The following is a 21,516-nucleotide window of genomic DNA, read 5'->3' on the forward strand; positions in this document are numbered from 1 at the left end:
CATATCGCATGCTGACGGGGCAACTGATGACCTTGCACACGGAAACCCTCTTCCCCGGAGCAAAACCGGCGAACCGTCGGGCGAAATCGCGTCAATCGGTCCCGGCGGGGAATGCGACACGCGGGAGAAAAGCCGGACGGCACCCATACCGGCAGGAGTGTCACACCTCACACATTCGGCGGGTGGTCGGACACCCTTCCGCGGTGCGGAGCACCCCTGGAGTTCGTGTAAAGTTTTCCAGGTCAGCGCGCGCCGCTAGCTCAGTTGGTTAGAGCAGCTGACTCTTAATCAGCGGGTCCGGGGTTCGAGTCCCTGGCGGCGCACGTAGGTCAAGACCCCCTCGTCACGACGAGGGGGTCTTGGTCATTTTTACCGCTTCCTTGAACGGAAGTGCTGGTCAAAACGGTGGCCCGGGGTGCAGAGTCACGGGATGGCGAGGGACATCCAGGAACGCATCAAGAGGCTGATCATCGATGGGCGGCTGCCGTCCGGGGCGTCCCTGCCGACCGAGCCGGAGCTGATGGAGCTGCTCGGGGTCAGCCGGAACTCCGTGCGCGAGGCGCTGAAGGCGCTGCAGGCGATGGGCATCGTGGAGATCCGGCACGGCTTCGGCACGTATGTCGGGCCGATGTCGATGGCCCCGATGATCGAGGGCCTGACCTTCCGCACGGTGGCCGGGCACTACCGGGGCGAGGACAGCCTGCTGCAGCTGCTGGAGCTGCGCGAGGCGGTGGAGACCGGGCTGATCGCGCGGCTGGCGGGGCGGGTGCCGGAGGCCGACCTCGCCGAGCTGGACGGGATCGTGGCGCGGATGCGGACGGAGGCGGCGGCCGGCGGCGTCCGGGCCGAGACCGACCGGGCATTCCACGCCACTCTCCATCGCGGGCTGGAGAACCTCCTGCTCAGTGAGGTGCTGGAGGCGTTCTGGGACGCCTTCCACCGGGTGCGCACCGATCTCGTCGCGGCGCACGCCGACCCGGAGACCACGGTCCGCCAGCACGAGGAGATCCTGGCGGCGGTGCGGGACGGCGACGGTCCCCGCGCCGAGCGGGCGGTCCGCGACCACTTCGACAACATCCGCCACAGGCTGCGCAGTTCCGGCGAGCGGTGAGGCCCTCCGCCTGAAGGAGAGGGCGCACGGATCGCCGCGCACTACCCCGAGTCCGCCAATCCGCCCACACCTCCCGTAACCGCTCATTCCTCCCTTGCGATCATGAAGGCCGGTTAGGGACCCTGACGTGACGGATGGGTCGAACATGGCCTTGACGAGCACATGGGGAGGAACGCCCGGTTGCGCCGTACGAGGGGTTGGGGAACCCTGCGCGCGGCCATGCCGGCGGAGCACGACCGGGCAACCGGAAGGCGGACGGCACACGTCTGAAGACGTGGGCGGCCGAGACCACAGGGCCGAGCCGGTCGAGGGGGACCGAAGACTCGGGAAGCGAGCACACGGACACGCAGCCAGTACTGCGTGCGGGGGGATGGAGTCATGACGTCGACGCCTACCGGCGCCCGGCAGGAACACCAGTACGACCCGTCCGCGACGACGCGCTTACGCCTGCCGCGCCACCAGCGCCGGCGACCGGTGGAGAAGAAGCCGCTCCCGCGCTACGACTACGAGCATTACAGCCGGCTCGCCGGCCCGCTGACACAGCCCGAGCCCGGCAAGCCGTACAAGGTCCGGTACCGCAGCCTGCTCGCCGACGAGCCGCACCGCTTACGCGCGGCCCTGCTGCTCGGCGCGGCCCCGCTCGTCTCCCTCGGGCTCCTCGCCTGGCTGCTGCAGCCGGCCCACTGGACCCACCGGGACTACCCGCAGTTCGCCTTCCTCCCCGTCCTCGACGTCGTCATGCTCGTCTCGATCGGCCTGATCGAGTTCTTCCGCTGCATGAACGTCCTCTCCAACGCGCACGCCACGCTCGTCGCCCGTGACCCCGTGCCGGTCGTCCCCGAGAACGGCACCCGCGTCGCCTTCCTCACCTCCTTCGTGCCCGGCAAGGAGCCGCTGGAGATGGTGACGAAGACGCTGGAGGCCGCCGTCCGGGTGCGGCACCGCGGTGTGGTGCACGTCTGGCTGCTGGACGAGGGCGACGACCCGGCCGTCAGAGAGGTCTGCGCGAGACTCGGGGTGCGCCACTTCACCCGGCACGGCATACCGGAGTGGAACCGCGCCAAGGGCCCGCACCGCGCGAGAACGAAGCACGGCAACTACAACGCCTGGCTGCAGGCCCGCGGCGACGACTACGACTTCTTCGCCTCGGTCGACACCGACCACGTGCCGCTGCCCAACTACCTGGAGCGGATGCTCGGTTACTTCCGCGACGAGAACGTCGGCTTCGTCATCGGCCCCCAGGTCTACGGCAACTACGACACGTTCGTCACCAAGGCCGCCGAGTCGCAGCAGTTCCTCTTCCACGCGCTGATCCAGCGGGCCGGCAACCGCTACGGCGCCCCCATGTTCGTCGGCACCTCCAACGCCGTGCGCATCAAGGCCCTCAAGCAGATAGGCGGGCTGTACGACTCGATCACCGAGGACATGGCCACGGGCTTCGAGATGCACCGCCACCGGAACCCCGCGACGGGCAAGAAGTGGCGCTCGGTCTACACCCCCGACGTGCTCGCCGTCGGCGAGGGCCCGACCGCCTGGACGGACTTCTTCACCCAACAGCTCCGCTGGTCGCGCGGTACGTACGAAACGCTGCTCAAGCAGTTCTGGAAGGCGCCCTTCACGCTGTCCCCGGGCCGCTTCTTCAACTACACGATGATGGTCATCTTCTACCCGATGTCCGCGCTGAACTGGATACTCGCCGCCCTCAGCTGCGCGCTCTTCCTCGGGCTCGGCGCCTCCGGCGTGCAGATCGACCCGGCCGTGTGGATGATGCTCTACGGCAACGCCTCGGCGCTCCAGATCGGCCTGTACATCTGGAACCGCCGGCACAACGTCTCCCCCCATGAGCCCGAGGGCTCCGGCGGTGTGGCCGGCATGCTGATGTCCGCGCTCTCCGCGCCGATCTACGCGCGCTCCCTCTTCGACGCGGCGCTGCGCCGCAAGAGCAAGTTCGTGGTGACCCCCAAGGGCGACTCCTCCAGCCCCGACACCCTCTTCGGGACCTTCCGGGTGCACCTCTTCTTCCTCCTGGTCTTCGGCTCCTCCCTGATCGCCTCCTTCTTCTTCGGCCACGCCCACCCGGCGATGATCGTCTGGGCCGTGCTGGCCCTGCTGGTCTGCTGCGTGCCGATCGCCCTCTGGCGCTGGTCGATGCGCCGGGAGGCGCGGCCCGCCGGGGACACCGAGGCCCCCGAAGCGGCCGAGGCCGGAGCCGTCGAGACCGGGACCGCCGAAGACCAGATCGCGCAGACCGTGCAGATTCCCGTGGGGGGAACCAACCGATGAGATACCGACCGAGCCGCCGCACCCGCCGTTTGGGGATAGGTGCGGTGGTGGTGATCGCGCTGGCCGCCATGAACGGCCCGGCCGTGTACAGCTTCGCCTCGGAGCAGTACCACGCGTACAAGATCAACCGGCCGGAGTACAAAGCGCGCAACGGCCACTGGGACGTGGTGAACGTCCCCGCCGAGTACCGCATCAACACGATCCACGCGGCCCTGCTGCACACCGGCAAGGTCCTGCTGGTCGCCGGCTCCGGCAACAACGCCAAGAACTTCAAGGCCAAGTCCTTCCGCACGGTCCTGTGGGACCCGGCGAAGAACACCTTCAAGAACATTCCGACGCCCACCGACCTGTTCTGCTCCGGCCACACCCAGCTCCCGGACGGCAAGCTGCTGGTGGCGGGCGGCACCCAGCGCTACGAGACCCTCAAGGGCGATGTGAAGAAGGCCGGCGGCCTGATGATCATCTACAACGAGGACCCGGACGGCCCGAAGACCTTCCCCGCCGGCACGCTCTTCACCGGCAAGGAGAACGGCAAGACGTTCGTCTCCAAGGACCCGGTCGTGGTGCCGCGGGCGAAGAAGATCAAGGACAAGGTCACCGGCAAGGTGCGGGTCGAGCACAGCGAGGGCCGGGTCTACGTCGAGGCCCGCAAGCAGGGCCGCCAGTACGCCACGGGCGCCCAGGACAACTACCGCATCCACGGCCTGACCGGCGCGGACGCCCGGAACTTCTACGGCATCGCGCAGAAGCTGTCCTTCGACAAGAAGGACTTCCAGGGCATCAAGGACTCCTTCGAGTTCGACCCGGTCGCCGAGCGGTACATTCGCGTCGACCCGATGAACGAGGCCCGCTGGTATCCGACGCTGACCTCCATGGAGGACGGCAAGGTCCTCTCGGTCTCCGGGCTGGACGAGATCGGCCAGGTCGTCCCCGGAAAGAACGAGCTCTACGACCCGAAGACCAAGAAGTGGACGTACCTGCCCGAGCAGCGGTTCTTCCCGACCTACCCGGCGCTCTTCCTCTCCGGCAAGGGCCAGGTCTTCTACACCGGCTCCAACGCCGGGTACGGCCCGGACAACAAGGGCCGCAAGCCCGGGATCTGGGACCTGAAGAGCAACAAGTTCCAGGTGGTCCCCGGGATGAGTGATCCGGACATCCTGGAGACGTCCATGTCCGTGCTGCTGCCGCCCGCGCAGGACGAGCGGTACATGGTCCTCGGCGGCGGCGGGGTCGGCGAGGACCCGCGCGCCACGGCCAGGACCCGCATCGTGGACCTGACCGATCCCAAGCCCCGCTTCCGCGACGGTCCCGATCTGTACGCGAAGACCCGCTATCCGAGCAGCGTGATCATGCCGGACGACACCGTGCTGACCACGAACGGCTCCGGCGACTACCGCGGCCGCAGCGACTCCAACATCCTGGCGGCCGAGCTGTACGACCCGGCGAAGAACACCTCGCGCCGCGTCGCCGACCCCCTGGTCGGCCGGAACTACCACTCCGGCGCGCTGCTGCTCCCCGACGGCCGGGTGATGACCTTCGGCTCGGACTCGCTCTTCGCGGACAAGGACAACACCAGGCCGGGCGTCTTCGAGCAGCAGATCGACCTCTACACCCCGCCGTATCTCTTCCAGGGCGCCCGCCCCGACCTGAAGGCCAAGGGACCCACGACCGTGCAGCTGGGCGGCAAGGCGACGTTCGGGACGTCGCACAGCTCCTCCCTCAAGAAGCTGCGGCTGATCAGGCCCGGCTCGTTCACCCATGTCACCAACGTCGAACAGCGCTCCATCGCGCTGGACTTCACCACGAAGGACGACTCGGTGACCGTGACCCTGCCCAAGGACCCCGCCCTGGTCCCGCCGGGCTGGTACATGCTCACCGCCGTCGACGACGAGGGCACGCCGTCGAAAGCGGTGTGGGTGAAGGTGCCCGCGGCCGACAAGCCCTAGCGACGCATACGGACGGAGGGGGCGCCCCGTACTCGGGGCGCCCCCTCTCCGCGTCTCCGCCGCCGGAACTAACGCGCGTTGCGGGCCAGCTCCAGTGCGTACGACGGCCACCACTTGCCCGCCTGCGGGCCGCCCTTGCACGGGCCGTCCGACTCCCCGGGCCGCTTGATCCAGAGGTACGCGTCCACCAGCCCGTCGTCCGTCCTGACGGTCGGCGGCTTACCCAGCGCCCGGCCCCGCGGGTTGCACCAGTTCTCCGGGTCGTCGCCGCCCGGCGCCGGGCCGTTGCCGTTCCGGCTGGTGTCGATGACGAAGTGCTTGCCGCCCACCATCGCGGAGAGCCGCTTGCCGTACTTCTCGTTCTCCTCGGTGGTCTGGTAGTTGGAGATGTTCAGCGCGAAGCCGTCGGCCTGCTCGATGCCGGCCCGCTTCAGGGGCTCCACCATCCGCCCCGGGTCCTTGATCCAGTGCGGGTTGCCCGCGTCGAGGTAGACCTTGGTGCGCGGCAGCGCCTTCAGCTTGCCGACGGCCTCGGTCAGCAGCGCGTACCGCTCCTCGTGGAACTCCTCCGGCGTGCACTTGTCCTCGATGTGCGGCAGCGCGTCCGGCTCCAGGATCACCGTCGTGGCACGGTCGCCGATGCCCTTGACCACGCCGTCCAGCCACGCGCGGTACGCGTTGCCGTCGGCGGCGCCGCCCTTGGAGTAGCTACCGCAGTCGCGGTGCGGGATGTTGTAGAGCACCAGCAGCGCGTCGCGGTCCGCCTTCGCGGCCGCCTCGGTGAAGCCGCGGGCCTCGCCCTGCGGGTCCTCGATGCCGATCCACTCCGCGACGGGCTGCGTCGCGATGCGGTCGATCAGCGCGGCGTCGTCCTGCTTCTCGCCCTTGCGGTACGCGGCCGCCTGCCGGGCCGCCTTGCCGTCCGGATTGACCCAGTACGGCACGGTGGCCCTGGGCCGCTGCTGCGGCGGGCCGCCGCCGGCGCCGTCGGACGAGGAACATCCGGCCAGCGCCCCGGTCGCCACCAGCAGCGCTGCCAGCGCCGGTACGGCACCCCTCATCGCGCGGCGGTCACCGCATCGTCCCTTCGAAGTCCCCCCGGACCCCGGTACTTCGCCGTACATCCACTCCCCCCTCGGAGCACGGAACTTGGCCGGTCGCAGCAATCCTGGCACACCCGTGTGCACCGGCGACGGCCCGTGGGCAACCTGTTACAGCCCGCTGCCAACGCCCTCTATGCGGAGGGCGCGCAGGCGTTCTAAAGTGTGGGTCTGGCCCTGGCCCCCGGCCTGGAACGCGCACTTCATGGCGCCTCCCGCCGACGGCAGGGCAACTCCCGCAGTCCTGAATCGCGGCGGTCGAGGACCGGTCGGCCGGCGGTTCAGGGGGGAGCGAGCCGCCGGCCCGGCCGGGCGATCGTCTGCCGTGTTCCTGCTGCACTCCACTCCTCCTCTCAGGGACCGCTGACCGCGCTCAAGTAGGCCGAGACGACGATCCGGTCGTCACTGACGAGACGCAGCTCGGCGCGGCCGCGCTCGTGCGCGCCGGTGATCCGCCCGGGGTCGAACCGCGCCTGCGAGTACGCCTGTACGTCCTCCACCGTGAACTCCGCGATGGAGCCGTCCGACCGGGCGACCCGTACGGTCTCCCCGGCACGGACCTCGCCCAGATCGGCGAAGACGCCGCGCCCCGGGCCCTCGGCACTGTGCCCGGCCAGCACCGCCACGCCCGGCCGTCCGGGCTGCGGCCCGGCCGCGTCCCAGGCCACAGCGCTTGGCGTACGGGCCGGTGGCGCAAGGAGGCCGCTGCGCGCGTCGGCGGCGGCCGGCACCACGTCCGCGTGGGCGGTGCCCAGCGCGCCGATGCCGATCGCGGTGGGCCGGGCGGCGGGCAGCGGGGCGTGCGCCCGGGGAAGTTCCTGGAGGAGGGGGCGGCCCACCGCGGCGACGTCGCCGGTGGTGGCGGCGCCCGGCAGCTGTCCGTCGGCGGGTCCGCGGCCCCACACCCACAGCCCGAGGAGCAGCAGCGCCCAGGCCACGCCGGCCAGCAGCCGGCCATGTCCGCCCAGTACGGACAGGCCCTCATTCGGCATCACCGCCACCCCGCTTCCGCAGCACGTGCACGATGCGGCCGATCACGACGAGGGCCGCGCCGACGGCCACCACCAGGCCCGCCGACCGGCCCGAGTTCATCCCGCCCACCGGCCGTTCCCCGATCACGGGGCGGTACTCGGCGGGCGGCGGCGTGGTGGGCCCCGCCGTCACCCCCGCGGTCGCGGCGACCGGCCCGGGCTGCCCGTCGAGCCGGCCCGCCGGGTGCGCGGTGCCGGCGAGGACCACACAGGCGGTGAAGGCCGTGCAGGTGCAGACGGTGAAACGCGGTGGACGCATGGTGAACCTCCGGATACTTCGAAGGTCCGCCCACCGGCCGCTGTCCGCATCCTGAGCGGGCCGCCGCTTGCGCCGCCGGGGTGACAGGAAGCTCTCCTGTCACCCCTGATGCACGCGAGCAGGAGTGCATAGCATGGCGGCCATGACAGAGCGCAAGCCGATCGAATCCTGGCTCACCGACATGGATGGCGTGCTGATGCACGAGGGCATCCCCGTCCCCGGAGCCGACGCCTTCATCAAGAAGCTGCGCGACGCCGGTCGCCCCTTCCTGGTGCTCACCAACAATTCGATCTACACGGCCCGGGACCTGCACGTCCGGCTGAGCCGCATCGGGCTGGAGGTGCCGGTCGAGAACATCTGGACCTCGGCGCTCGCCACCGCCAAGTTCCTGGACACTCAGCACCCCGGCGGCACCGCCTATGTGATCGGCGAGGCCGGGCTGACGACCGCTCTGCACGATGCCGGTTACGTCCTGTCCGACCATGACCCGGATTTCGTCATCCTGGGCGAGACCCGTACCTATTCGTTCGAGGCGCTGACCAAGGCGATCCGGCTGATCAACGACGGCGCGCGGTTCATCGCGACCAACCCCGACAACACCGGGCCGTCCCCCGAGGGCGCCCTGCCGGCCACCGGTTCGGTCGCCGCGCTGATCACGAAGGCGACCGGCAAGGACCCGTACTTCATCGGCAAGCCGAACCCCTTGATGATGCGTACCGCGCTGAACACCATCGGGGCGCACTCGGAGACCTCCGCCATGATCGGTGACCGGATGGACACCGATGTGCTGGCGGGCCTGGAGGCCGGCATGGAGACGTTCCTGGTGCTCACCGGGCTGACGGGCAAGGCCGACCTGGACCGCTACCCGTTCCGGCCGACCAGTGTCGTCGACTCGATCGCGGACCTGGTCGACCTCGTCTGACCCGTGCCGGTGAGCTGACCCGTGCGGTGTGCGGTCAGCTGCCGGTGGCCGACTTCCAGGCGTCGATGTAGGTGTCGAGGTTCTTGTCGATGTCCTGCCAGTCCGGCTCGAAGATCTCGACGCCCTTCATGATCTTCTCCAGCTCCTTGGCGTTGGCGTCGGTCGCCTTGACGTCCGTACGGGAGGAGAAGCCGCCGCCCACCGAGGAGACCTCCTGCTGGACCTCCGGGCTCAGCAGGTAGTCCAGGAACTTCTTGCCGTTCTCGGTGTGCGGGGCGTCCTTCACCAGGCCGGCGGCGTACGGCAGCGCGAAGGTGGAGGGCTTGCCGCCCTTCTTGGCCGCCGGGAAGAAGATGCCCTGGTCGGGCATGGACTTCATGTTGGCGAAGTTCATCTGGACGTCGCCGTTGGCGACCAGCAGTTCGCCCTTGGCGGTCTTGGGCGCGAGCTGGCCGGTGGAGGAGGACGGGCCGACGTTATTGGCCTGGAGCTTCTTGAAGTAGTCCATGGCCTGATCGGTGCCGCCGAGATCGTGCATGGCCTTGATGACGACGGCGGTGCCGTCCCCGGCGACGCCCGGCGTGGAGTACTGGAGCTTGTTCCTGTACTTGGCGTCGAGCAGGTCCTGCCAGCTCTCCGGGGGCGTCTTGAGCTGCTTCTTGTTGTAGATGAAGCAGAAGTAGTTGTTGACGATCGAGGTCCACTTGCCGTTCGGGTCCCGGTCGGCGGCGGCGACCTTGTCGTACCCCTTGGGCTCGTACTTCTGCAGCAGGCCCTTGCCGTCGGCCTGCTGGATGAACGGCGGGAGGGTGACGACCACGTCCGCCTGGGTGTTCATCTTCTCGCGGGCGAGCCGCTGGACGGTCGCGCCGGAGCCGGCCTCCACGTAGTTGACCTTGATGCCGGTCTTCTTCTCGAAGTCCTTGAAGACCTTGTCGTAGAAGCCGTCGCCCTTCTCGCCCTTGAGGCCGTCGGCGCTGTAGACGGTGACTTCCTTGGCGTTCGGGTCGGCCGCCGTGCCGCCGCAGGCGGTGAGTCCCGCGCCGAGCGCGAGGACGGAGACGGTGGCGGCGACCGGCTTGAGGGAGGGGTGGTGGCTGCGCATGGGTGTCTGGCTCCTTGGGAGGGCGCGTCAGCGGTACGAGGCTCTGGTGCGGATGCGGGAGACGCCGAAGAGGACGAGCAGCGTCGCGGCCATCAGGGCCACCGCGAGGGCCGCGCCGCTGAAGAGGGCGCCCCGGTCGGTGGTGGCGAAGATCTGGACCGGCAGCGGCAGCCAGTCGGGCGGGTAGATCATCATCGTGGCGCTCAGCTCACCCATGGACAGCGCGAAGCACAGCCCGGTGGCCGCCGTCAGCGAGGGCAGCAGCAGGGGCAGCTTGACCCGCCACAGGACGTAGGCCGGGCGGGCGCCGAGCGCCGCGGCGCTCTGTTCGTACGCCGGGTCCAGCCGGTCGAGGGCCGCGCTCACCGACTGGTGGGCGAACGCGGTGACCAGCACCGTATGGGCGATGATCACGATCTGCCGGGTGCCGTTGAGCAGCAGCGGCGGCTGCGAGAAGGCGACCAGCAGGGACAGGCCGACGGCCACGGAGGGCACCGCGACCGGCAGCATGAAGAGGGTGTCGATGACCTTCTTGCCGCGGCCGCCGAGGCGCTGCGCGGCGAGCGCCGCCCAGGTACCGGCGGCCAGCGCCAGCAGGCTCGCGGCGAGCGCGGTGAGCAGGCTTGTGACCAGCGCGTTCAGCGAGTCGCCCTTGGCGATGTCCTGATAGTGCGTCAGGGTCGGGCCGGAGGGCAGCGCGCCGCTCCAGGTGGTGGCGAAGGACGCGGCCAGGATCACGGCGAACGGCAGCGCGAAGAGGGGGACGAAGAGGAGGAGAAAGCCGGTCCAGATCACCGCCCTGGCCTTATTGCTGTGCACGAGCACGGCGGGCACCTCCCTCGCGTCGTCCGGTGCGGGCCACCAGGGCGCGGTAACCGGCGTACAGCGCCACGGACAGCGCGATGTTGACGACCGCGACGACGCACGCGCCGGTGTAGTCGCCGTCGAGGATGGCCTTCGTATAGACGAGGACCGGCAGCGTGACCACGTCCTTGGCGCCGGTGAAGAGCACGATCCCGAACTCGTTCAGGCACATGACCAGGACGAGCGCGCCGCCCGCCGCGAGCGAGGGCAGCGCCTCGGGCAGGATCACCGTGCGGACGATCCGCCGGGGCCGGGCGCCGAGCGACGCGGCGGCCTCCAGCTGCCCGGTCTCCACCTGCGAGAACGCGGCCAGCAGCGGCCGCATCACGAACGGCGTGAAGTAGGTGATCTCCGCCAGCAGCACGCCCCAGGGCGTGTGCAGGAAGTCGAACGGGCCGCTGCCCGCGCCGGTCGCCGAGGTCCACAGCCCGTTGGCCACGCCCGTCGTGCCGTAGACGAAGAGCAGCGCGAGGGTGATCAGGAAGGACGGGAAGGCCAGGAAGATGTCGATGAACCGGCCGAGCGCGCGGGCGCCGGGGAACGGTACGAAGGCGACGACCAGGGCGAGGGCGAAGCCGAGCACCAGACAGCCGAGGGTGGCCCCGGCCGCGATCAGCACGGTGTTGACCAGCGCGTCCTGGAAGGACGCCTCGGCCAGCACCTCGCTGTACGCGGCGGTCATCGGCCCGCCCTCGTCCGGCGTGAACGACTGCCGGACCAGCAGGAAGAGCGGATAGAGGAAGACCAGCGCGAGCGCGGCGACGGGCGGCAGCGCCCACAGGCCGCGCGGCAGGGCGCGGACCCGCGTCCGGGCCGGGGCGCCGAGGCGCACCCGCTGGGTGAGGCTAGCCATCGGTACCCGCCCCCACCGGTATCAGGACCGCGTCCTCGGGCGCGAAGTGCACCGTCACCTCGTCACCCACCGCCGGGGTGTCGCGGAGCTCGCGCACGTCGGCCATGACACGGTGGCCGGCGACCTCGACGTACAGCCGGTGGGTGGCACCGCGCCACTGGAGTTCGGCGAGCCGGCCGCGCAGCGCGTTCGGTCCCTCCCCCAGCCCGACCAGGTGCGGCCGTACGCACAGCGTGGCCTCGGCCCCGGTTGCCACGCCCTCCGTGCCGCGCACCGCCAGCTCCGTACCGGCGAAGGTGACGGCCCCGTCCCCCGCACCGGCCGTCACCGGCATCAGGTTGGCGTTGCCGACGAACGAGGCGGTGAACTCGGTGCGCGGCGCCCGGTACAGCTCGCGCGGCGTGCCGCAGTCCCGCAGCCGTGCCCGGTCCATGACCGCGATCCGGTCGGCGAGGGTGAGCGCCTCGACCTGGTCGTGGGTGACGTACAGGATCGAGACGTCGGGCAGTTCGCGGTGCAGCCGCGCCAGCTCGGCGAGCATTCCGGAGCGGAGCTGCGCGTCCAGCGCGGACAGCGGCTCGTCCAGGAGGAGCACGCCGGGCCGGATGGCGAGCGCGCGGGCGATGGCGACGCGCTGCTGCTGGCCGCCGGAGAGCTCGCGCGGGTAGCGCCGGGCGTACCCGGCCATACCGGTCAGCTCCAGCGCCTCGGTGACCCGGTCGGCGATCTCGGCGCGCGGCACCTTCTGGGCCTTGAGCCCGAAGGCCACGTTGTCGGCGACGCGCATGTGCGGGAAGAGCGCGTAGCTCTGTACGACCATGCCGATGCCGCGCTTGTAGGGCGGCAGGCCGGTGACGTCCCGGCCGCCGATCAGCACCCGCCCGGAGGCCGGCGTCACGAATCCGGCGACGGCCCGCAGCGCGGTGGTCTTGCCGGACCCGGACGGTCCGAGCAGGGCCATCACCTCGCCCGGCTCGACGGTCAGGTCGAGCCCGTCCAGCACGGTGTGGGTGCCGTACGCGACGGAGACGTTCTCGAAGCGGATGCCGGAGGCGGCCCTCCCGGCCACCGGGGCCGCGGCCGTGTCAGGCAGGGCGGTCATCGCGTACCACTCCCAGCAGGGCGGGCAGTTCGGCGACCGAGCCGAGGACATGGGTGGCGCCGGCGGCCTCCAACTGCGCCTTGTCGTGGGCGCCGGTGAGCACTCCGGCGACGACCGAGGCACCGGCCCGGCGGCCGGAGAGCATGTCGTACGAGGTGTCGCCGGCGACCGCGATCTTCTGTACGGAGTCGGTGGCGCCGGTACGCAGCAGGGCGGCGAGCACCATGTCGGGGTAGGGGCGGCCGCGCCCGCCCGCGTCGGCCGGGCAGAGGGTGAGCGGGACGAGGTCCTGCCAGCCGAGCGCGGCGAGGATCGCGTCCTGGGTGACGCGGGCGAAGCCGGTACTCAGGACGACGGTGATCCCCGCGGCCTGCAGCGCCTCGATGGCCTCGCGGGCACCGGGCACGGGCGCGATCAGCCCGCCGTCGACCAGCTCGCCGTACGCCTCCTCGAAGCGGGCGTTGGCGGCCCGGGCCGCCTCCTCGTCGCCGAAGAGGTGCCGGAAGACGGAGATCTTCGACTCGCCCATGGTGGCGCGCACGTAGGCGAGCTTCTCAGCGTGGTCGGGGGTGCCCGGCTCGACGCCGAGGTGCCGCGCCGCGGCGTCGAATGCCTGCTCGACGAGACCGCCGTCGGCGACGGTGGTGCCGGCCATGTCGAGGACGACCAGTTCAATGGCCTGGTTGTCTGCTGCGTTCGTGGTCAACTCGCTCACCATCCCAGTTCGTTCGCGGTCTTTTCGGCGATCGCCGGGGAGCAGGTCATGCCGCGCCCGCCGGGCCCGGTGACCAGCCACACGCCGTCGCTCGCCTGTTCCCGGTGCACGACCCGGCTGGTGTCCGTGCACTGCGCGTACACCCCGGCCCAGCGGTGCCGGATGCGCGGCAGCGGGCGGCCGAGGATCGACTCGACGACGCCGGTGAGGTGCTCGTACGGCTCCTCGACGGTGTCGAAGGCGAACGGCGTCTCGTACTCGTGCGTGTCGCCGATGGTCAGCCCGCCGTCCGCGCGCTGGACCATCAGGAGCTGCATCTTGTGCGCGGCGGCGGTGGGCGTCTGCGCCTGGCCGGCGTTCAGCGCGTCGAGCGCCTCGCTGCCGTACGCCGGGTAGTAGCGGAAGCTGTCCGCGTCGGCGACGGAGGTGGTCAGCGGCTCGCCGAGCGGGTCGGTCTGCATCATCTGCAGCCGTACGCGGCGGACGGGCAGGTCCGGTACCAGCTCGCGGACCAGGCCGCTCAGCCAGGCGCCGGTGCAGAGCACGACGGCGTCGCCGCGGTGGACGTCGCCGTGGTCGTCCCGTACGGCGGCCTCGCCCACCACGTCGCGGACCTCGCGCCCGCCGAGGTAGGTGTAGCGACCGGAGGCGAGCAGCGCCTGCTTCAACTCACGCTGTGCGACGCGGGGTTCGACGGCGGCATCGCGCTCGCACCACAGGGCGCCGAGGAAGTCGCCGCGCAGCGCGGGGTTGATCCCGCGGGCCTCCTCCGCGTCCAGCAGCTTGTAACCGCGCGCGGCGGCGTCCGGGCGGCGGGTGGCGGCCTCGGCGACGGCCCGCTCGGCCTCGTTCTTCACCACCGTCAGCGAGCCGATGGCGCGGAAGCCGAGGCCGGGCACCCGGGCGCCGATGCCCTCCCACAGCTCGCGGGCGCGCAGCGCGGTGTCCAGTTCCTCACCGCCCGCGCGGCCGCTGACCCAGATCTGCCCGAAGTTCCGCACGGAGGCGCCGCGGGCCTCGGCCTCCCGCTCGATGTGCACGACCTCGTGGCCGCGTTCGACTGCATGCCAGGCGTGCATGGTCCCCAGCACGCCGGCTCCGACAACTATGACTCGCATGCGGGTGACGCTCGTCGCGCCGGGTTTACCGGAACGGTCTGTTCGGCGACGCGACGGTTAACGGGCCATCAAACTTGGCCTAGACCCGTTATCTTCCTGTGACCTACAGGTCGGACGGGACCGCGCCGTGGGGGCGAGGGAGGTGGCCGACGTGCCCGCCGCGACGGTTGCGCGCGCAGTTCCCCGCGCCCCTTACGGGGCCCGGTCAGGGGCGCGGGGAACTGCGCGACCAGCCACGACGCGACCGCAGTCGGCCACCGGGCCGCAGGCCTACGGCGCGCCGCCGAGCCGCGTCGTGAATGAGAACCGGTCCCCCCGGAACAGCGTCCGCACCCGCTCCAACGGCCGCCCCTCCGTATCCCGCGAGACGCGGTGGATCAACAGCATCGGCAACGCCCCCGGCGTCCCGATCAGCAACGCCTCCCGCGGCGTGGCCAGCACCGTCTCCAGCCGCTCGTCCGCGTCGCCGAACCCTATGCCGAGCCGCTCGTGCAGATACGCGTAGAAGGAGGAGTCCGGCTCGAAGTCGGAGTCCAGGTCCGGTACCCGCGACACCGCCACGTACGTACTCTCCAGCCCCACCCGCTCGTCATCGGCGAGCAGCACCCGCTCCATGTGCCACACGGGCTCACCGGCAGCCAGCCCGAGCTCCGCGGCGAGCGCCGCATTGCACGGGAAGCGGTCCAGGCCGATGAGGTGACGGCCCGGGCGGCGCCCCTGCTTCCGCACCCCCTCCGTGTAGCTCGCCAGCGCAAGCGGCTGTTCGAGCTTCGGCCCCGCCACGACCGTGCCGCGGCCCAGGCGGCGGATGCGGCCCTCGAGGACCAGCTCGCGCAGCGCCTGCCGCAGCGTCTCCCGCGAGACCTCGAACCGCAGCGCGAGATCGCGCTCGGTCGGCAGCGGCTCGCCCTCCCCCAGCTCGTCCAGCAGCTCGGCGATCCGTACCTTCGCCGCGTAGTACTTGGGGATGCGGCCGTGCTCGGGGATGCCGGCCCTGATCGGCGCGCCGGGCGCCTGCTCGTTCGGGTAGTCCACCGGCCGATCCTCGCATGGGCGCCGCCTGCGCCCCCTGGTCAGGCCCGCGCGCTCCCCAACGCCCCGCGGGGAGAGGCGAAGAGGGAGGCGAGGACCAGGTGGGCCGCGCCGAGCGCCACCGCGTGCGCGCCGCCGGGCGCGAGCGCGACCGGAACGGTACGGGCCCCGGCGGAGCCGTGCGCGCGCAGCTGCCCGTCGAGCGAGGCGGCGACTCCCCGTACGTACGCCTGCGGGTCGGCCAGTACCGTACGGCCGCCCAGCAGGACCCGGTCCACGTCGAGCAGCTCGACAAGGTTGGCGGCGCCGACGCCGAGCACTCGCGCCGCTTCCGCCGGCTCGCCCGCCGCGACCGCGGCAAGGCACAGCGCCTCGATACAGCCCCGCTTGCCGCAGCCGCACCGCGGCCCGTCCAGCTGTACGACCTGGTGCCCGAACTCCCCCGCGCCCGTACGCGCACCCCGGTGCACCGCGCCGCCGAGCACCAGCCCGGCGCCCAGCCCCGTCCCCAGGTGGAGATAGCCGAACGACTCGGCGCCGTCCGGCTGCTGGGCCAGTCCGTGCGCCGCCGCGTTGGTGTCCTTGTCCAGGACCACGGGCAGGCCGAGCCGCTCGGCGAGCGCGGCGCGCAGTGGGTAGCCGTCCCACTGCGGGAGGCCGGTGACCCGGTGCAGTACGCCCGTACGGTGGTCCAGCGGTCCGGGGCAGGCCACGCCGGCGCCGATCACCTGCGCCCCGGGGGCCGCGGCGCGCACCTCGGCGACCTGAGCGGCGGCCGCCGCCAGTACCTCGTCCGCGTCCGCGCCCAGGTCCAGCGGTGCGCGGCGGACCGCGATTGGCTCGCCCGCCAGGTCGGCGAGGACCGCGACGCTCTCGTCCCGGTCCAGGTGCAGCCCGATCGCGTACCGGGCGCCGGGGACCAGCCGCAGGACCGTACGGGGCTTGCCGCCCGTGGACGCGCGCCGCCCGGCCTCGGTGGCGAGCCCCGCCTCCCGCAGCCGTGCCGTGATCTTGCTGACCGCCTGCGGGGTCAGCCCGCTGCCCTCGGCCAGCTCCAGCCGGCTTACCCCGCCCTCCCCCGCCGCGCGCAGCAGCCCGAGCAGCACGGCCGCGTTGTGCCCGCGCAGCAGGGGGAGGTTGGCGCCGCCGAGCGCACGCTCGGCCAGGTCGGAGGGGGGAGGATTTTCGCTGGTCACCCCTCCATTGTGCGGACCGCTTGCACTTTGGCAACAGCGTTGCTTAAGTGGGAGGCATGAGCAGCCCGAGCGACTCCCCCGGTACCGCACTCCCCGGCAGCCCCCTGCGCGTCGGCCTCATCGGTTACGGCCTGGCCGGCTCCGTCTTCCACGCCCCGATGATCGCCGCGACCGAGGGTCTGGTCCTCGACACGGTCTCCACCTCCAGCCCCGACCGCCAGGCGCAGGCCCGCGCCGAGCACCCGCAGGTGCGTACGGTCGGCACCCCTGAGGAGGTGCTGGCGCGCGCCGCCGAGCTGGACCTGATCGTGCTCGCCTCGCCGAACAAGACGCATGTACCGCTGGCCACCGCCGCCCTGGAGGCCGGCCTGCCGGTGGTCGTGGACAAGCCGCTGGCCGGGACCGCCGCCGAGGCCGAGCAGCTCGCCGCCCTGGCGAAGGACCGCGGGCTGCTCCTCTCCGTCTTCCAGAACCGCCGCTGGGACAACGACTTCCTGACTCTGCGCAAGCTGGTCGAGGAGGGCGCGCTCGGCGAGGTGTGGCGCTTCGAGTCGCGGTTCGAGCGGTGGCGGCCCAAGCCCAAGGGCGGCTGGCGCGAGTCCGGCGACCCGGCCGAGATCGGCGGGCTGCTGTACGACCTGGGCAGCCACGTCGCCGACCAGGCCCTCACCCTCTTCGGCCCGGCCGTCTCTGTGTACGCGGAGTCCGACGTGCGCCGCCCCGGCGCCGAGGCCGACGACGACACCTTCATCGCGATCACGCACGCGAGCGGCGTCCGCTCCCACCTGTGGGTCAGCGCCACCACGGCCCAGCTCGGTCCGCGCTTCCGGGTGCTCGGCAGCGAGGCCGGTTACGTGAAGTACGGCCTGGACCCGCAGGAGGCGGCGCTGCGCGAGGGCCGCCGGCCCGGCGCTGCCGACGCCGAGTGGGGCGTGGAGCCGGAGTCCGCCTGGGGCCGCATCGGCGCCGGGGAGTCCTCGCAGACCGGCGGCGGCGAGCCCGTCCCGACGCTGCCCGGCGACTACCCCGCGTACTACGCCGCGGTCGCCGAAGCGCTGCGTACGGGCGGCGAGCCGCCGGTCACCGCCCTGGAGGCGGCCGCCGCGCTGCGCGTCCTGGAGGCCGCCAAGCTCTCGGCCGCCGAGGGCCGCACGGTCCGGATCGAGGCCACCCGATGACCGCCGCCGACGACATCACCACGCTCGAAGAGCACGAGCGCCGGCTGGTCCTCGACCGCTTCAGCAACGAGGACGCCTGGGCCCTCGGCAACCTCCTCGTCGACCTGGCGCGCGAGCGGAACGCCGCCGTGACGATCAGCATCCGGCGCGGCGCCCAGCGCCTCTTCCACTACGCACTGCCCGGCACCAGCGCCGACAACGACGCCTGGCTGGACCGCAAGTGCCGGGTCGTCGAGCGCTACGGCGAGGCGTCCTTCCTGGTCGGCGCACGCTTCCGGGCCAAGGGCCGGACCTTCGAGGAGTCCTCCCGGCTGGATCCGGACACGTATGCCGCGCACGGTGGCGCCTTCCCCCTCCGCCTCCGCGGTACCGGAGTCATCGGCGCGGTGGCCGTCTCCGGCCTCGCCCAGGCCGACGACCACGCGCTCGTCGTCGAGGCGTTGGAGCGGTTTCTGCGCCCCGCCTGACGGAATCCGTGCGCCCGCCCGATCCACCGGGAAAGCTGTGGGGGAACCGGCGAGAGAGAGGCGGTACCCCCATGGCGTGGACGGGCGGGCGGACGGGCTGGACCGGATCATCGCGGCGGACCGTGCTGGCGGCGGGCCTGGCCGCGGGCCTGTCGCCGCTGGTGGCGGGCTGTCAGGCGGGCGACGACGGGAAGTCGCCGTTCACCGGCAAGGACGGGGCGGGCGACAAGGTACTGGCCGTCAAGATCGACAACGTCGCCGCGGCCCGCCCGCAGACCGGCCTGGAGGACGCCGACATCCTCTACACCGAAGAGGTGGAGGCCGGCCTCTCCCGGATACTGGCCGTCTTCGCCGGCCACCTCCCGGACCGCGTCGGCCCGGTCCGCAGCGCCCGCGAGTCCGACCTCGAACTGCTCCGCCAGTTCGGCCACCCGGCACTGGCCTACTCCGGCTCGCAGGCCAAGCTGCGCCCGACGCTGGAGTCCGCCCCGATCACCGCCCTGCCACCGGGCAAGGCCCCCGACGCGTACGTCCGCAGCACGGACCGCGCCGCGCCGCACAACCTGTATCTGCGCCCGGCCCGCGCCCTGGAAGCGGCCTCGGACGCCTCGGCCCCCGCCGACATCGGCTTCCGCTTCGGCGCCGCCCCCTCGAAGGGCGGCACCAGGACGACGCGGCAAGAAGTCCGTTACCCGGCGGCCCGCTTCTCCTTCACCTGGTCCGAGAGCCGTGACCGCTGGCTGGTCGCCATGGACGGCACGCCCTTCCGCACCACCGGAGCCGGCCAACTGGCCGTCGCCACGGTCGTGGTCCAGTACGTGACCGTCCGCTCGTCCCGCCTCCACGACAAGTGGGGCAGCGTCACCCCGTACACGCAGACCGTCGGCTCGGGTGACGCCCTGATCCTCCGCGACGGCAAGAAGTACCAGGCCGAGTGGTCCCGCGGCACGGCGGACAACGGCACCACCTTCACCACCCCCGAAGGCCACGCCCTCCCCTTCGCCACCGGCCCGGTCTGGGTGGCCCTCATCCCCAAGGGCTGAGAGCCACCCCGTCCGTCACGCGTCCTTCAGCTCCTGGCGCTGGCGGCCCAGGCCGTCGATTTCGAGTTCGACCACGTCGCCGGCGCGGAGGTACGGCTTGGGGTCGGGGTGGCCCATGGCGACGCCGGCCGGGGTGCCGGTGTTGATGATGTCGCCGGGGTACAGGGTCATGAACTGGCTGAGGTAGCGGACGACTTCGGCGACCGGGAAGATCTGCTCGGCCGTCGTGCCGTCCTGCTTCAGCTCGCCGTTCACCCACAGGCGCAGGCCGAGCGCCTGCGGGTCGGGGACCTCGTCGGCGGTGACCAGCCAGGGGCCCAGCGGGTTGAACGTCTCGCAGTTCTTGCCCTTGTCCCACTGGCCGCCGCGCTCGATCTGGAACTCCCGCTCGGAGACGTCGTGCGCGATGGTGTAGCCCGCGACGGCGGCGAGCGCCTGCTCGTCGGTCTCCAGGTAGCGGGCCGTGCGGCCGATGACGATGGCCAGCTCGACCTCCCAGTCGGTCTTCACGCTGCCGCGCGGGACGAGCACGGTGTCGTCCGGGCCGACGACGGTGTCCGCGGCCTTCATGAAGACGATCGGCTCGGCCGGGATCGGCGCGCCGGTCTCCCGGGCGTGGTCGTGGTAGTTCAGCCCGATGCACACGACCTTGCCTATGCGGCCGAGCGGCGCGCCCGTGCGCAGCCCGGCGGCGTCCAGCGCCGGCAGGTCACCGGCCGCCGCTGCCGTACGGACGCGGTCCAGCGCCGTCTCGTCCGCGAGCAGCGCTCCGTCGATGTCCGGCACGACGCCCGACAGATCACGCAGGGTTCCCGACTCGTCCAGCAGCGCCGGGCGTTCCGCCCCCACCGGTCCGACACGCAGCAGCTTCATCAGTACAACTCCCGTGGTCGTATGCGAAGGGTCGGCCCGGGAGAGGGATCTCCCGGGCCGGCCGATGGAGTGCGGCCATCGAGCGATTTGGCCGATCCTCCAAGAACGGGGTCCCGCCCGCAAGACCCCGTTCACGTACTGGACCTTTACTCGGCGGTAGCGGGCGCGAGGCCGGCGGCGGGCTTGCGGTCCCGCATCAACAGGCCGCGTTCGCAGACCGTCCACGTCGTACTCGTCACGACGTACAGGGCGGCGGCCAGCGGTACGACGGCAATCGTGAGGAGCGTGCCGAAGGAGAGGAGGGGGGCAAGCTTCGTCACGGCAGCCATGCCGGGTACTGCTTCACCGCCGGCCCCGGCCGGTGCGGCCCCGGTGGCCTTACGGGCCCGCCGGTAGTTCACCGTCGCCACGGCCGCGACGATCACGAAGAGGGCCAGGTACACCAGCCCATGCGGCCCGAACGGGCCGCCGTCGGCGAGCGCGTCCACCCAGCGGCCGCCGAGCGGCGCGTCCAGCAGCCCCTCGCCCAGCAGCCCGGAGCTGGGGGAGGTGAAGAGGTGGTACATCAGGAAGAACACAGGGAGCTGGAGCAGCGTCGGCAGGCAGCCGGCCAGCGGCGAGGCGCCCGCCTTCCGGTAGAGGTCGGTCACCTCGCGCTGCATGCGCTCGGGGTCCTTCGCGTACTTCCGGCGTATTTCGGCCATCTGCGGGGCGAGCGCGGTGCGGGACTTCTCGCCGCGGACGGCGGCGCGGGCGAGCGGGTGCAGCGCGGCGCGTACGGCCAGGGTGCAGACGATGATGGCGGCGGCGGTCGCCGAGGCGCCGAACACCGGGGAGAGAACGTCGGCGAGGTGACCGAGCGCGGCGCCGAGCGGGGCGAAGACGGACATGGGTGAGCCCTCCGGGGGTCTCGTCAGTACCGGAAAAAGCAATGCTGAATTCGGTGTGACGAGCCGCGTGGCAGGGCCGTACGCGGAGAAGGAGAGCGCGCGCCTGCGCGTCTACGCGGCCGTCGGGAGACGGCGGCCGGGTGCCCTGGGCCGCGGGCGGCCCGCGGCGTCGGGATCGCGCTGGGGCAGGAAGGCCGTACGGCGTTCCCGATCCCGGATGGCGGTGCGGACCCGGCCCGGCGGGGCGGGTCCGGCCAGCGTGGCGACGAGCACCGCGCGGCTGAGGAGGAGGACGGCCGCGGTGGTCGCGGCGGCGGTCAGGGCCGAGGTCAGGCCGCTCTGCGTGAGCAGCACGCCGGCCAGGAGGAACATGAGCGCGCCGACGTGCAGCCGCCAGGCATCGGCGATGCGCCGCATACGTGCTCTCC

Annotated in this window: 21 protein-coding genes and 1 tRNA gene; 8 read left to right on the forward strand and 14 right to left on the reverse strand. The window is 71.8% G+C overall.

What is annotated here, in order from left to right; all coding sequences use genetic code 11:
* Nucleotides 1-249 precede the first annotated feature (249 nt).
* From IF04_RS0102565 to glxA, 4 genes are all read left to right on the forward strand, one after another.
* Nucleotides 250-323 (forward strand) — tRNA-Lys (locus IF04_RS0102565).
* 107 nt (nt 324-430) lie between these two features.
* Entirely contained in the window at nt 431-1,111 is a 681-nt protein-coding gene (locus IF04_RS0102570) for a FadR/GntR family transcriptional regulator (protein WP_030250130.1), read from the forward strand.
* 378 nt (nt 1,112-1,489) lie between these two features.
* Entirely contained in the window at nt 1,490-3,394 is a 1,905-nt protein-coding gene (locus IF04_RS35420) for a glycosyltransferase family 2 protein (protein ID WP_078599733.1), read from the forward strand.
* Nucleotides 3,391-5,340, forward strand: coding sequence for a radical copper oxidase GlxA (glxA, locus tag IF04_RS0102580; protein WP_030250133.1), 1,950 nt, complete (start codon nt 3,391-3,393; stop codon nt 5,338-5,340). Before IF04_RS35420 ends, glxA begins: the two co-directional genes overlap by 4 nt.
* Before the next feature lie 68 nt (nt 5,341-5,408).
* Here the strand turns inward: glxA and IF04_RS0102585 are convergent, their stop codons facing one another.
* From IF04_RS0102585 to IF04_RS0102600, 3 genes are all read right to left on the reverse strand, one after another.
* Nucleotides 5,409-6,464 (reverse strand): glycoside hydrolase family 6 protein, encoded by a 1,056-nt coding sequence (locus IF04_RS0102585; protein WP_030250135.1) that lies wholly within the window; start codon nt 6,462-6,464, stop codon nt 5,409-5,411.
* 329 nt (nt 6,465-6,793) lie between these two features.
* Nucleotides 6,794-7,432, reverse strand: coding sequence for a sortase domain-containing protein (locus IF04_RS0102595; protein ID WP_030250138.1), 639 nt, complete (start codon nt 7,430-7,432; stop codon nt 6,794-6,796).
* A complete protein-coding gene (locus IF04_RS0102600) occupies nt 7,422-7,730 on the reverse strand; it encodes a hypothetical protein (protein WP_030250139.1) in 309 nt (102 codons plus the stop codon). Before IF04_RS0102600 ends, IF04_RS0102595 begins: the two co-directional genes overlap by 11 nt.
* Before the next feature lie 142 nt (nt 7,731-7,872).
* Here IF04_RS0102600 and IF04_RS0102605 point away from each other — a divergent pair, with 142 nt between their 5' ends.
* On the forward strand, nt 7,873-8,652 hold the full coding sequence (locus IF04_RS0102605) for an HAD-IIA family hydrolase (RefSeq protein ID WP_030250142.1): 780 nt from the start codon (nt 7,873-7,875) through the stop codon (nt 8,650-8,652).
* Nucleotides 8,653-8,686: 34 nt separating this feature from the next.
* Here IF04_RS0102605 and IF04_RS0102610 read toward each other — a convergent pair whose 3' ends face one another.
* From IF04_RS0102610 to IF04_RS0102645, 8 genes are all read right to left on the reverse strand, one after another.
* Nucleotides 8,687-9,757, reverse strand: a complete 1,071-nt coding sequence (locus IF04_RS0102610) for a 2-aminoethylphosphonate ABC transporter substrate-binding protein (RefSeq protein WP_030250144.1) — start codon at nt 9,755-9,757, stop codon at nt 8,687-8,689.
* A gap of 27 nt (nt 9,758-9,784) precedes the next feature.
* Nucleotides 9,785-10,582 (reverse strand): ABC transporter permease, encoded by a 798-nt coding sequence (locus IF04_RS0102615; protein WP_030250147.1) that lies wholly within the window; start codon nt 10,580-10,582, stop codon nt 9,785-9,787.
* Nucleotides 10,563-11,474 carry a 2-aminoethylphosphonate ABC transporter permease subunit gene (locus IF04_RS0102620; protein ID WP_030250150.1) on the reverse strand — a complete coding sequence of 304 codons (912 nt, stop codon included), beginning with the start codon at nt 11,472-11,474 and terminating at the stop codon, nt 10,563-10,565. Before IF04_RS0102620 ends, IF04_RS0102615 begins: the two co-directional genes overlap by 20 nt.
* Entirely contained in the window at nt 11,467-12,576 is a 1,110-nt protein-coding gene (locus tag IF04_RS0102625) for an ABC transporter ATP-binding protein (protein WP_030250152.1), read from the reverse strand. Before IF04_RS0102625 ends, IF04_RS0102620 begins: the two co-directional genes overlap by 8 nt.
* Nucleotides 12,560-13,294, reverse strand: a complete 735-nt coding sequence (locus IF04_RS0102630; RefSeq protein WP_030250155.1) for a phosphonatase-like hydrolase — start codon at nt 13,292-13,294, stop codon at nt 12,560-12,562. Before IF04_RS0102630 ends, IF04_RS0102625 begins: the two co-directional genes overlap by 17 nt.
* Nucleotides 13,288-14,409 (reverse strand): TIGR03364 family FAD-dependent oxidoreductase, encoded by a 1,122-nt coding sequence (locus IF04_RS0102635; RefSeq protein WP_030250158.1) that lies wholly within the window; start codon nt 14,407-14,409, stop codon nt 13,288-13,290. Before IF04_RS0102635 ends, IF04_RS0102630 begins: the two co-directional genes overlap by 7 nt.
* A 270-nt stretch (nt 14,410-14,679) precedes the next feature.
* Nucleotides 14,680-15,444, reverse strand: coding sequence for a GntR family transcriptional regulator (locus tag IF04_RS0102640; protein ID WP_030250160.1), 765 nt, complete (start codon nt 15,442-15,444; stop codon nt 14,680-14,682).
* A gap of 38 nt (nt 15,445-15,482) precedes the next feature.
* On the reverse strand, nt 15,483-16,637 hold the full coding sequence (locus IF04_RS0102645; RefSeq protein WP_245654248.1) for an ROK family transcriptional regulator: 1,155 nt from the start codon (nt 16,635-16,637) through the stop codon (nt 15,483-15,485).
* Nucleotides 16,638-16,693: 56 nt separating this feature from the next.
* Here IF04_RS0102645 and IF04_RS0102650 point away from each other — a divergent pair, with 56 nt between their 5' ends.
* From IF04_RS0102650 to IF04_RS0102660, 3 genes are all read left to right on the forward strand, one after another.
* Nucleotides 16,694-17,815 (forward strand): Gfo/Idh/MocA family oxidoreductase, encoded by a 1,122-nt coding sequence (locus IF04_RS0102650; RefSeq protein WP_030250165.1) that lies wholly within the window; start codon nt 16,694-16,696, stop codon nt 17,813-17,815.
* The gene (locus IF04_RS0102655) at nt 17,812-18,282 is read left to right on the forward strand and encodes a heme-degrading domain-containing protein (protein ID WP_030250169.1); all 471 of its coding nucleotides are present in this window, start codon (nt 17,812-17,814) and stop codon (nt 18,280-18,282) included. Before IF04_RS0102650 ends, IF04_RS0102655 begins: the two co-directional genes overlap by 4 nt.
* Before the next feature lie 71 nt (nt 18,283-18,353).
* Nucleotides 18,354-19,325, forward strand: coding sequence for a DUF3048 domain-containing protein (locus IF04_RS0102660; protein WP_030250172.1), 972 nt, complete (start codon nt 18,354-18,356; stop codon nt 19,323-19,325).
* Nucleotides 19,326-19,340: 15 nt separating this feature from the next.
* Here IF04_RS0102660 and IF04_RS0102665 read toward each other — a convergent pair whose 3' ends face one another.
* From IF04_RS0102665 to IF04_RS0102675, 3 genes are all read right to left on the reverse strand, one after another.
* A complete protein-coding gene (locus IF04_RS0102665; protein ID WP_030250175.1) occupies nt 19,341-20,198 on the reverse strand; it encodes a fumarylacetoacetate hydrolase family protein in 858 nt (285 codons plus the stop codon).
* Nucleotides 20,199-20,344: 146 nt separating this feature from the next.
* Complete coding sequence (locus tag IF04_RS0102670; protein ID WP_030250177.1) at nt 20,345-21,088, reverse strand: YidC/Oxa1 family membrane protein insertase; 744 nt, start codon at nt 21,086-21,088, stop codon at nt 20,345-20,347.
* A 111-nt stretch (nt 21,089-21,199) separates the two neighbouring features.
* Nucleotides 21,200-21,505: a DUF6412 domain-containing protein gene (locus IF04_RS0102675; RefSeq protein WP_030250180.1), complete on the reverse strand. Its 306-nt coding sequence runs from the start codon at nt 21,503-21,505 to the stop codon at nt 21,200-21,202.
* Nucleotides 21,506-21,516 lie beyond the last annotated feature (11 nt).

This window comes from Streptomyces violens (genome assembly GCF_000717745.1).
Lineage (GTDB): Bacteria > Actinomycetota > Actinomycetes > Streptomycetales > Streptomycetaceae > Streptomyces > Streptomyces violens.

What these genes read in the sequence shown, in the direction of transcription:
- glxA (WP_030250133.1), top strand. Translation starts at nt 3,391, where the DNA reads ATGAGATACCGACCGAGCCGCCGCACCCGCCGTTTGGGGATAGGTGCG.
- IF04_RS0102600 (WP_030250139.1), bottom strand. Translation starts at nt 7,730, where the DNA reads ATGCGTCCACCGCGTTTCACCGTCTGCACCTGCACGGCCTTCACCGCC.
- IF04_RS0102605 (WP_030250142.1), top strand. Translation starts at nt 7,873, where the DNA reads ATGACAGAGCGCAAGCCGATCGAATCCTGGCTCACCGACATGGATGGC.
- IF04_RS0102660 (WP_030250172.1), top strand. Translation starts at nt 18,354, where the DNA reads ATGGCGTGGACGGGCGGGCGGACGGGCTGGACCGGATCATCGCGGCGG.
- IF04_RS0102620 (WP_030250150.1), bottom strand. Translation starts at nt 11,474, where the DNA reads ATGGCTAGCCTCACCCAGCGGGTGCGCCTCGGCGCCCCGGCCCGGACG.
- IF04_RS0102655 (WP_030250169.1), top strand. Translation starts at nt 17,812, where the DNA reads ATGACCGCCGCCGACGACATCACCACGCTCGAAGAGCACGAGCGCCGG.
- IF04_RS0102625 (WP_030250152.1), bottom strand. Translation starts at nt 12,576, where the DNA reads ATGACCGCCCTGCCTGACACGGCCGCGGCCCCGGTGGCCGGGAGGGCC.
- IF04_RS0102650 (WP_030250165.1), top strand. Translation starts at nt 16,694, where the DNA reads ATGAGCAGCCCGAGCGACTCCCCCGGTACCGCACTCCCCGGCAGCCCC.
- IF04_RS0102610 (WP_030250144.1), bottom strand. Translation starts at nt 9,757, where the DNA reads ATGCGCAGCCACCACCCCTCCCTCAAGCCGGTCGCCGCCACCGTCTCC.
- IF04_RS0102585 (WP_030250135.1), bottom strand. Translation starts at nt 6,464, where the DNA reads ATGTACGGCGAAGTACCGGGGTCCGGGGGGACTTCGAAGGGACGATGC.
- IF04_RS0102665 (WP_030250175.1), bottom strand. Translation starts at nt 20,198, where the DNA reads ATGAAGCTGCTGCGTGTCGGACCGGTGGGGGCGGAACGCCCGGCGCTG.
- IF04_RS0102630 (WP_030250155.1), bottom strand. Translation starts at nt 13,294, where the DNA reads ATGGTGAGCGAGTTGACCACGAACGCAGCAGACAACCAGGCCATTGAA.
- IF04_RS0102570 (WP_030250130.1), top strand. Translation starts at nt 431, where the DNA reads ATGGCGAGGGACATCCAGGAACGCATCAAGAGGCTGATCATCGATGGG.
- IF04_RS0102670 (WP_030250177.1), bottom strand. Translation starts at nt 21,088, where the DNA reads ATGTCCGTCTTCGCCCCGCTCGGCGCCGCGCTCGGTCACCTCGCCGAC.
- IF04_RS0102635 (WP_030250158.1), bottom strand. Translation starts at nt 14,409, where the DNA reads ATGCGAGTCATAGTTGTCGGAGCCGGCGTGCTGGGGACCATGCACGCC.
- IF04_RS35420 (WP_078599733.1), top strand. Translation starts at nt 1,490, where the DNA reads ATGACGTCGACGCCTACCGGCGCCCGGCAGGAACACCAGTACGACCCG.
- IF04_RS0102675 (WP_030250180.1), bottom strand. Translation starts at nt 21,505, where the DNA reads ATGCGGCGCATCGCCGATGCCTGGCGGCTGCACGTCGGCGCGCTCATG.
- IF04_RS0102595 (WP_030250138.1), bottom strand. Translation starts at nt 7,432, where the DNA reads ATGCCGAATGAGGGCCTGTCCGTACTGGGCGGACATGGCCGGCTGCTG.